The following is a 10340-nucleotide window of genomic DNA, read 5'->3' as shown; positions in this document are numbered from 1 at the left end:
CCGCGTACGCGCCGCCGTGCCACCCGCAAGACCGCCGCGCCCGAACCCGCGCAGGAGCCGGAGGCCGAGTCCGTGCCGACGGCGGAGACCGAGGCCGTGGTGGTCTCCGAGGAGGCGGAGCCCGCGCCGCGCGCCCGGCGCCGCGCGACCCGCAAGACGGCTGCGCCCGAGCCCGTGGCCGGCGGTTCCGAGCAGGCGGAGGCCGTGGTGGTCTCCGAGGAGGCGGAGCCTGAGCCCGCGCCGCGTACGCGCCGCCGTGCCACCCGCAAGACCGCCGCGCCCGAACCCGCGCAGGCCGCGCACCCGGCGGAGGCGGCCGAGGAGGAGCGCCCGGCGCGTGGCCGCGGCCGCCGCAGGGTCGCGGAGACCGGCACGGGCGAGGTGGCCGAGGAGAGCGCGGCCCCCGCACGCGGCAGCCGCAGGTCGGCCCGCCCCGCGGTCGCCGTCTTCCAGGCGCCCGTCTTCGCCGAGCCGATGTTCCAGACCCCTGAGACCGCCGCTGCTGCCGCCGCCGCGGGGGGCGCGCACACCGCGGACGCCCCCGCCGGGACCGACGAGGCGGAGAGCGCCGCGGAGGACCAGGGCCAGGCGCGCAGGCGGCGCCGCCGCCGCGGCGAGCCCGCCGAGCAGGAAGCCCCCGCCCAGCGGCCCGCCGCCGCTGCCCCCACGACCTCGGCCGACGACGCCGACGATGAGGAGACCGCGGAAGACACGGCCGCAGAGGAGGGCGCGGCCGACGCCGACGAAGCCGCCGACGACCGGCCGTCGCGCCGCCGCCGCAGGGGCGGCCGCAGGCGCCGCCGCGGCGACGCGGCGGACGAGGGCGACGAGACGCAGTCGGCGCACGGTGACCGCGGCGCCCAGCAGGACGACGCGGACGACACCCAGGACGGCGACGCGGACGGCGACCGCGAGGGCGCCGAGGACTCCGACGACCGCCAGGCGGACGACGACGGCCACGCCGACGAGGCAGGACAGGGGGGCGGCTCGTCCAGCAGCCGTCGCCGCCGCAGGCGCCGCCGCCGCAGCGGCGACACCGGCGGGGACGTGGAGGCGGCGGGCGGCGACGACCCCGAGCGCACGGTCGTGAAGGTCCGCGAGCCGCGCAAGAAGGAGGAGCGCACCAGCTCCGACGAGGTCCAGTCGATCAAGGGCTCCACGCGCCTCGAAGCGAAGAAGCAGCGCCGCCGCGAGGGCCGCGAGCAGGGCCGCCGCCGGGTGCCGATCATCACCGAGGCGGAGTTCCTCGCGCGCCGCGAGGCCGTCGAGCGCGTGATGGTCGTACGGCAGCACGGCGAGCGCACCCAGATCGGTGTCCTCGAGGACGACGTGCTCGTCGAGCACTACGTCAACAAGGAACAGGCCACCTCGTACGTCGGCAACGTGTACCTCGGCAAGGTGCAGAACGTGCTGCCTTCCATGGAGGCCGCGTTCGTCGACATCGGCAAGGGCCGCAACGCGGTGCTGTACGCGGGCGAGGTCAACTTCGACGCGCTCGGCCACTCCGGCGGCCCGCGCCGCATCGAGACCGCGCTCAAGTCGGGCCAGTCGGTCCTCGTGCAGGTCACGAAGGACCCGATCGGCCACAAGGGCGCCCGCCTCACGAGTCAGGTCTCGCTGCCGGGCCGCTACCTCGTGTACGTGCCCGAGGGCTCCATGACGGGCATCAGCCGCAAGCTGCCCGACACCGAGCGCGCCCGCCTCAAGACGATCCTCAAGAAGGTCGTCCCCGAGGACGCGGGCGTCATCGTGCGCACCGCCGCCGAGGGCGCCAGCGAGGACGAGCTCCGCCGCGACGTGGAGCGCCTCCAGGAGCAGTGGGAGGAGATCAAGAAGAAGTCCAAGGCGAGCGGCTCCTCGAACGCGCCGACGCTGCTGTACGGCGAGCCCGACATGACGGTGCGCGTCGTCCGCGACATCTTCAACGAGGACTTCTCGAAGGTCATCGTCAGCGGCGAGGAGGCGTGGGAGACCATCCACGGCTACGTCGCCCACGTGGCGCCCGACCTCGCCGACCGGCTCCAGCGGTGGACGAGCGAGGTGGACGTCTTCGCGACGTACCGCATCGACGAGCAGTTGATGAAGGCGCTCGACCGCAAGGTCTGGCTGCCGAGCGGCGGCTCCCTGGTGATCGACAAGACCGAGGCCATGGTCGTGATCGACGTCAACACCGGGAAGTTCACCGGCCAGGGCGGCAACCTGGAGGAGACCGTCACCAGGAACAACCTGGAGGCGGCCGAGGAGATCGTGCGCCAGCTGCGGCTGCGCGACCTCGGCGGCATCGTCGTCATCGACTTCATCGACATGGTGCTCGAGTCCAACCGCGACCTGGTGCTGCGGCGGCTGCTGGAGTGCCTGGGCCGCGACAGGACCAAGCACCAGGTGGCCGAGGTCACCTCGCTCGGCCTGGTGCAGATGACCCGCAAGCGGGTCGGCCAGGGCCTGCTGGAGTCGTTCTCCGAGACCTGCGTGCACTGCAACGGCCGCGGTGTGATCGTGCACATGGAGCAGCCGGCCGCCCAGGCGGGCGGCGCAAGCGGCAAGCGCGGCAAGAAGCGCCGCGGCGGCTCCGGCGGCGCCGACCACGAGCACGACCACGACCACGGCGCGGTGCAGGACGAGGCGCGCGAGCCGGTGCCCGTGGCCGCCGAGCAGGCCCCCGACGCCGGTGAGACGGCGGCAGAGGTGGCCGCGGAAGCCGCCGCTCCGGCCGCGCTGCCGTCGCCCGGGTTCACGCCCGACGAGGAGCTGTACAGCAGCGTCGCCGAGGCGGAGGCCGCGGCCACGGGCCGCGGCGGCCGTTCGCGCCGCAGGGCGACGCGGAAGGTGTCGGCGCCCGCGGGCTCGCCCCGCACGGCGGACGAGGCGCCCGCCGAGGTCGTCGTACCCGCGGCCGAGTCCCGGGCCGCCGGGCCGGAGGCCGAGGTGGAGCAGGCACCCGAGCCCGAGCCCGAGCCCGCCCGGGCCGCGGCGCCGCCGCGCGGGCGTCGCAGGGTGACCCGCAAGGTCAGCGCGCCCGCCGGCCCGCCGTCCGGCGACGGCGGCGCGGTCGTGGTGGTCGCGTCCGGCGCGCAGAAGGACGAGACACAGGCCCCCGCCGCGCCTGAGCCGGCGGCCGAAGAGGCCACGGCGCCGGAGTCCGCAGCGTCCGCTGAGGCGGGCGGGGCGCCCGCGGCCAAGAAGACGGCGCGCAAGGCCGCCAAGAAGGCCCCGGCGAAGAAGACCGCCGCCAAGAAGGCGACGACGGCGAAGAAGACCGCCGCGAAGAAGACCGCGGCCAAGTCGACGGCGGCGAAGTCGGCCCCGGCGAAGAAGACCGCCAAGAAGTCGTCGGCGAAGAAGACGGCGGCGGCCGAGCAGACCGCGCCGTCCGGCGTGGTCTCCCAGGCGGACACGGACGCCTGACCCGCGGTCCTGGCCCGGCCGGGCGCTGTCCGGCCGGGCCCTTCCGCGCCACGCGCGGCGCCCGTACCCGCCCGTACCCGCGTCCTCGCGGCCCACGGGCGGGTGGCAGGGGCCGGTTTGACCCTCCGGGTCGGCCGCCCGTATTCTTTCCCTTCGGCGTGTCTGTGTGCATGCCTGCCTCTGAGCACCCACCTCCCGGTCTCCGGGGGAGGCCGCTCATCCATTCCGGACTGCCACGGCCCCTGGCCGTGCGGGCGGCTGGCGTCAGAGGTTCCCGTTCCGAGTGAGAGTGAGATCCGCGTGTACGCCATCGTGCGCAGCGGTGGCCGTCAGCACAAGGTTGCTGTCGGCGACATCGTTGAGGTTGACAAGATTTCCACTGCCAAGGTGGGCGACACGGTCGAGCTCTCGACCCTGCTCGTGGTCGACGGGGACGCCGTCACCAGCGACCCGTGGGTGCTGGACGGCATCAAGGTCACGGCCGAGGTCGTGGACCACCACAAGGGCGCCAAGATCGACATCCTGCGCTACAAGAACAAGACCGGCTACCGCCGTCGCCAGGGTCACCGCCAGCAGTACACGGCGATCAAGGTCACCGGTATCCCCGCGGCTGCGAAGTAAGGGACTGAGGATTCATGGCACACAAGAAGGGCGCTTCGTCCTCCAGGAACGGGCGCGACTCCAACGCCCAGCGGCTCGGCGTCAAGCGCTTCGGCGGCCAGGTCGTCGGCGCCGGTGAGATCATCGTCCGCCAGCGCGGCACGCACTTCCACCCCGGCACCGGGGTCGGCCGCGGCGGCGACGACACCCTGTTCGCGCTCAACGCCGGCGCGGTCGAGTTCGGCACCAGCCGCGGCCGCCGCGTCGTGAACATCGTCCCCGTCGCCTGACGACGGCGGCGGTCCACCAGTTCTGCGCTCAGGGCGGGCCCCCTTCCCGGACGGGAAGCGGGTCCGCTCTTTGCGTGTTACCCAGGGAGGAACGGCCGCCGGGGCCGCCTCTTCCCCTCTTTCAGTGTTTTCAGCGTTTCCCGCCTTTCAGCTTTCCAGCGTTTCCCGCTCGACCGTCTTCTTCTGGGAGGAAGCCCACCATGACCACCTTCGTGGACCGCGTCGAACTGCACGTCGCCGCGGGTAACGGGGGCCACGGCTGCGCCTCCGTCCACCGGGAGAAGTTCAAGCCGCTCGGCGGCCCCGACGGCGGCAACGGCGGCCGGGGCGGCGATGTCGTCCTCGTGGTCGACCAGTCCGTCACGACGCTGCTCGACTACCACCACGTGCCGCACCGGCGCGCCACCAACGGCAGGCCGGGCGAGGGCGGCCACCGCTCGGGCAAGGACGGCCAGGACCTCGTGCTGCCCGTGCCCGACGGCACCGTCGTGCTCGACAAGAACGGCGAGGTACTCGCCGACCTGGTGGGCCACGGCACCACGTACGTGGCGGCGCAGGGCGGCCGGGGCGGCCTGGGGAACGCGGCGCTCGCCTCGGCCCGCCGCAAGGCGCCCGGCTTCGCGCTCCTCGGCGAGCCCGGCACCGGCGGCGACGTCGTCCTCGAACTGAAGACCGTCGCGGACGTCGCGCTGGTCGGCTATCCGAGCGCGGGCAAGTCCTCGCTGATCTCCGTGCTCTCCGCGGCGCGGCCGAAGATCGCGGACTACCCTTTCACCACGCTCGTCCCCAACCTCGGTGTCGTCACGGCGGGTTCGACCGTCTTCACCGTCGCCGACGTGCCGGGGCTGATCCCGGGCGCAAGTCAGGGGCGGGGGCTGGGCCTTGAGTTCCTGCGCCATGTCGAGCGCTGCTCGGTGCTGGTGCACGTGCTGGACACCGCGACCCTGGAGTCCGACCGCGACCCGCTCTCCGACCTCGACGTCATCGAGGAGGAGCTGAAGCAGTACGGCGGCCTCGACGACCGGCCCCGCGTCGTCGTCCTCAACAAGGTCGACATCCCCGACGGGCGCGAGCTCGCCGAGATGATCAGGCCCGACCTGGAGGCGCGCGGCTACCGCGTGTTCGAGGCGTCGGCCGTCGCGCACATCGGCCTCAAGGAGCTGTCGTTCGCCCTGGCGGAGATCGTCGCCACGGCGCGTGCCGCCCGGCCGAAGGAGGAGGCGACGCGGGTGGTCATCAGGCCCAAGGCCGTGGACGACGCCGGCTTCCGGGTCACGCTTGAGGACGACGGGCTGTACCGGGTGCGCGGCGAGAAGCCCGAGCGCTGGGTGCGCCAGACCGACTTCAACAACGACGAGGCCGTCGGCTACCTCGCCGACCGGCTCAACCGCCTCGGTGTGGAGGACGAGTTGCTGAAGGCGGGCGCACGCCCCGGCGACGGCGTCGCGATCGGCCCCGAGGAGAACGCGGTCGTCTTCGACTGGGAGCCCTCGATGGCGGCGGGTGCGGAGATGCTCGGCAGGCGCGGCGAGGACCACCGCTTCGACGCGCCGCGGCCCGCCTCGCAGCGCCGCCGCGACCGCGATGCCGAACGGGACGAGGCGGCCCGCGAGTACCGCGACTTCGACCCCTTCGACTGACCCGGCGCCTGCGGGCGCGCCGTCGCGCTGTGTCACGTCGCCACCGCGGGCGCGGTGCCGCCCGGCCCGGCGCGCACCGCCCCGCCCTCGCCGCGCGGTGTCCGGGCGGCGGGCGCCCCGGCGCCGGATCCTCGGCGGCGGCCGTGCGGCTCCGGTGTGGCGGCCCGCCGGCCGGTACGGCCAGGACGCGGCGGTCGAGCCGCGCGGCCGGCGGGAGCCCGCCCGGCCCGGCACGCGGGCAGGCGGGCGGGCCGGACCCGGCCGCCGGTACGCCCGGCGGCGGGGCGCGGTGATTCGCGGGGGTATGCCAGGAATTCGAGGCCGTGCGCTCCCGGCACCTGTGCGGGGAGCGTGCGGTGGAATGTCGCCATGCTCACGGTGCCCCTTCCACCGCGTTGATTGTTTTCCCGATGGACGGGTTAAGTTGGGGTGCACGGAAGCCCGCGGCCGACTGCTTGCGCCTTGCGCACCGGTCACTGAGAGTGCAACCATCGTGCCGCTCCACCCTTTCTCGCTAGGTAGGTTCCTCTGTGTCTGCGCCGCGTGACGCTCGTACCCGAACCACGGCAGTCGTCCTCGCCGGCGGCACCGGTCAGCGTGTGGGGCTCTCGATCCCCAAGCAGTTGCTGAAGATCGCGGGCAAAGCCGTCATCGAGCACACCCTGGCCGTCTTCGAGCAGGCCCCGTGCATCGACGACATCGTCGTCCTGATGGCGCCCGGGTACGTCCCCGACGTGGAGAAGATCGTCGCCAAGGCGGGGTTCACGAAGGTCGCCCGGGTCATCGAGGGCGGCGCCACCCGCAACGAGACCACCGAGCGCGCCATCGCGCTGCTCGGCGAGGGCCTCGCCGAGGGCGAGGACCGCAACGTCCTCTTCCACGACGCGGTGCGCCCGCTCCTCTCCCAGCACGTGATCGCCGGATGTGTCGACGCGCTGGAGCGCTACCAGGCGGTGGACGTCGCCATCCCCTCGGCCGACACGATCATCGTGACGCGCACGCACGGCGACGACGGCGAGTTCATCACGGACATCCCCGACCGCTCCCGGCTGCGCCGCGGCCAGACCCCGCAGGCGTTCAAGCTCTCCACCATCCGCAGGGCCTACGAGGTGGCCGCGGGCGACCCCAACTTCCAGGCGACGGACGACTGCTCCGTCGTGCTGAAGTACCTGCCCGACGTGCCCGTGCACGTCGTCGCGGGCGACGAGTACAACATGAAGGTCACCCAGCCCGTCGACGTGTTCATCGCCGACAAGCTGTTCCAGCTGGCCTCCACCGCCGCGCCCGCGCAGGCCGACGAGGCCGCGTACCGCGAGCTGCTCTCCGGCAAGACCATGGTCGTCTTCGGCGGGTCGTACGGGATCGGCGCCGACATCGCCGAGATGGCCGAGGGCTACGGCGCCACGGTCTACGCGCTCGGCCGCTCCACCACGGGCACGCACGTGGAGGACCCGGAGCACGTGGACGACGCCCTGTCCAAGGCGTACGCGGAGACCGGGCGCATCGACTACGTGGTCAACACCGCGGGCGTGCTGCGCATCGGCAAGCTCGCCGAGACGGACAACAGCACCATCCAGGAAGCGCTGAACGTCAACTACCTCGCGCCGGTCCAGATCGCGCGCGCCTCGTACAAGTACCTGGTCGAGACCAAGGGCCAGCTCCTGCTGTACACGTCGAGCAGCTACACGCGCGGGCGCGCCGAGTACAGCCTCTACTCGTCCACCAAGGCCGCCATGGTCAACCTCACCCAGGCGCTCGCCGACGAGTGGGCGGGCGAGGGCATCCGGGTGAACTGCGTGAACCCGGAGCGCACGGCGACCCCGATGCGCACGAAGGCGTTCGGCGAGGAGCCCGCGGGCACCCTGCTGTCGTCGGAGGCCGTCGCGCGGACCTCGCTCGACGTGCTGCTGTCCGAGCTGACCGGCCATGTCATCGACGTGCGGCAGCAGGACCCGACGCGCGGCGCGTCGGAGGCGTCCGGCTTCGAGCAGGCGCTGGCCTCCGTGCTCGACCGCCATGGCGATGTGTAATAATCCCAGCCAAAGCTGTATCTAACGGGCCTCTGTGACCGCTGCCGCGCGGTCACAGAGGCCCGAGTGCGTGAATTCCTTGTTCACATTTTCCGCATACCGTGTAGTAAACGGCACCGATGGAGCAGGTTCCCCGTGTTTTCGACCGCCATCCGACTGGCTCGTGTAGGCAGCCGGTCAGAGCTGGCCGCGGCAGTCCTCATGGGACTGGGCTACCCGTGCGTCATGCTTGCCGCACTGATCCCGAACCTGTGGTTCTTCGCCGTGTCGGCCCTTGTCACCTACGTCGCCGACCGCTATCTCCACCAGCGCGGCAGCTACTTGATAAACCGCCTGGAGAAGGTGCGCGCGGGCATCGCCATCCGCTTCCTCGCCCGGCAGCTCCTGCTCATCCTCCTGCTGGCGAGGCTCGGCCTGAGCGGCATGAGGCTGACCTACGTGGCGATCGCCGCGTTCCTGGTCTTCTACGCGCTCAACACGGTGCAGGGCGCCCTGGTCACCCTGATCAGGAAGCGCCGCTCGATGCCGGTGGTCACCCGCAACGTCGACCTGGGCGCGCTGCACATCGCGTCCGCGCCGCCGCGGTTCCTGATGGCGCAGTCGGTCGCGAAGATGCTCCACCTCGACCTGCCGATGGAGATCGGTGTGTTCGTCGCCGCGGCGACCGGCACCTTCCTCTACGGGTACGCCGGCGCCGCGATCTCCACCGGGCTCGGCCTGCTCTACATCCTGCTGCTCGCGCCGAACCTGCGCCGCCGCCGGATCGTTCCTCCGGCCCCCAAGGTGCTCGCCGCGATCGACGAGTGGCTGCGCGCCTACCGGCCGCGCACGGTCCTGTACTTCTCCGGCTCCAAGGAGTCCGCGTACCAGGTCAACATGTGGCTGGAGACGATGGAGCAGGTCGAGCGCCCGCTCATCGTGCTGCGTGAGCGCGGCATCGCCAACCAGCTCGCGCCCACCTCCGTACCGGTGATCTGCGTGCCGGGCGGCACCAACCTGATGAACCTGGAACTGTCCACGGTGCGGGTCGCGCTCTACGCGGCCAACGTCGGCAAGAACATCCACCTGCTGCGCGTGCCCACCATGAAGCACGTCTTCATCGGCCACGGCGACAGCGACAAGATCGCCAGCGTCAACCCGTACTCCAAGGTGTACGACGAGGTGTGGACGGCGGGCCGCGCGGGCCGCGACCGGTACGCGCTCGCCGACGTGGGCGTACGCGACGACGACATCGTCGAGGTGGGCCGCCCGCAGCTGGCGCCGATCAAGCCCTGGACCGGTACGCAGAAGAACCCCGTGCCGACGGTCCTGTACGCGCCGACCTGGGAGGGCTGGGACGACAACCCCGGCAACACCTCCCTGCTGCTCGCGGGCGAGAACATCGTCAAGAGGCTGCTCGAAGCCCCGTCGCCCGTCCGGGTCGTGTACAAGCCGCACCCCTTCACGGGTATCCGCGACAAGCGGGCCAAGGCCGTGCACCAGCGCATCACCGAGCTGCTCGACGCCGACACGGCGGCCCGCGCAGCCGACCCCCGGTGGAAGGAGGCCGAGGCCACGACCCGCGCCGAGCGGCAGGCGGCCGCCGAGACCATGGCGCGCGTGCAGGCCAGGCTCGACGGGCTCGCCGCCTCGGGCCGCGCGGGGCGCGACGAGGCGGAGGTCTCCCGCCTCTCCATGGCCGACCAGGACCGCCTCGACGAGGCCAAGCGCCTGCGCGCCGAGTGGAACGAGGCGTACTGGCGCTCCTTCGGCTGGTGGGAGCACAGGACCGTGACGGGCGCCGAGCCCCGGCTCTACGACTGCTTCAACGAGTCCGACGCCATGGTCTCGGACATCTCCAGCGTGGTGTCCGACTTCATCGCGAGCGGCAAGCCGTATGCGGTCACCGACTCGGCGGGCATCGGCGAGGCCGAGTTCAGGCGGCAGAACACCGCCGTACGCGCCGCGGTGATACTCACCAACGACGCGCGGGGCATCGACGAGCTGCTCGCGGCGGTCGCCGACCCGGCCGCCGACCGGCTGCGGGAGCGCCGCGCCGAGCTCAAGCACTATCTGCTCGGCCCCGACGAGCCCACCTCCATCGAGCAGTTCAACGCTGCCATCGACGCGCTCGCCGCCAAGGCGGAGGCGCGCAACGCGGGCGTCGCCAAGCGGCTCTCGGAACCGGAGGAGGCGGCTGGGCTCGACGACTCGGCGCCCGGCCCCGGCGACCCCGAGCGCGACGCGCACGACTCGCCCGTACGGGGCTGACACCGCGCGGCACGCCGCGCACGGACGAAAGAGCGACCGGGAGGCCGGCGGCACCGCCGCCGGCCTCCCGGCGTCAGCGGACGCGGCCCGCGGCGGCCCAGTGGCTCACGCCACGCACCGTCTTG

Annotated in this window: 6 protein-coding genes; all 6 read left to right on the top strand. The window is 72.7% G+C overall.

Annotated features, from left to right (window positions below; all coding sequences use genetic code 11):
• Positions 1-3405: Rne/Rng family ribonuclease (locus ABEA77_RS28150; protein WP_345653484.1), on the top strand; the 3405-nt coding region annotated here is incomplete at its 5' end.
• 300 nt (positions 3406-3705) lie between these two features.
• The gene (gene rplU / locus ABEA77_RS28145; protein WP_018487143.1) at positions 3706-4026 is read left to right on the top strand and encodes a 50S ribosomal protein L21; all 321 of its coding nucleotides are present in this window, start codon (positions 3706-3708) and stop codon (positions 4024-4026) included.
• A 14-nt stretch (positions 4027-4040) separates the two neighbouring features.
• Complete coding sequence (gene rpmA, locus ABEA77_RS28140) at positions 4041-4295, top strand: 50S ribosomal protein L27 (protein ID WP_345653479.1); 255 nt, start codon at positions 4041-4043, stop codon at positions 4293-4295.
• Between the two features lie 200 nt (positions 4296-4495).
• Complete coding sequence (gene obgE, locus ABEA77_RS28135) at positions 4496-5935, top strand: GTPase ObgE (protein ID WP_345653476.1); 1440 nt, start codon at positions 4496-4498, stop codon at positions 5933-5935.
• A 530-nt stretch (positions 5936-6465) separates the two neighbouring features.
• Positions 6466-7965 carry an SDR family NAD(P)-dependent oxidoreductase gene (locus tag ABEA77_RS28130; RefSeq protein WP_345653473.1) on the top strand — a complete coding sequence of 500 codons (1500 nt, stop codon included), beginning with the start codon at positions 6466-6468 and terminating at the stop codon, positions 7963-7965.
• 225 nt (positions 7966-8190) lie between these two features.
• Positions 8191-10215, top strand: coding sequence for a hypothetical protein (locus tag ABEA77_RS28125; protein WP_425588405.1), 2025 nt, complete (start codon positions 8191-8193; stop codon positions 10213-10215).
• Positions 10216-10340: the final 125 nt, after the last annotated feature.

Origin of the sequence: Streptomyces tremellae, assembly GCF_039540215.1 — a bacterium.
In the GTDB taxonomy this organism is placed as follows: domain Bacteria; phylum Actinomycetota; class Actinomycetes; order Streptomycetales; family Streptomycetaceae; genus Streptomyces; species Streptomyces tremellae.
The sequence above is the reverse complement of the archived record's forward strand: the minus strand, read 5'-3'. Positions and strand labels throughout refer to the sequence as shown.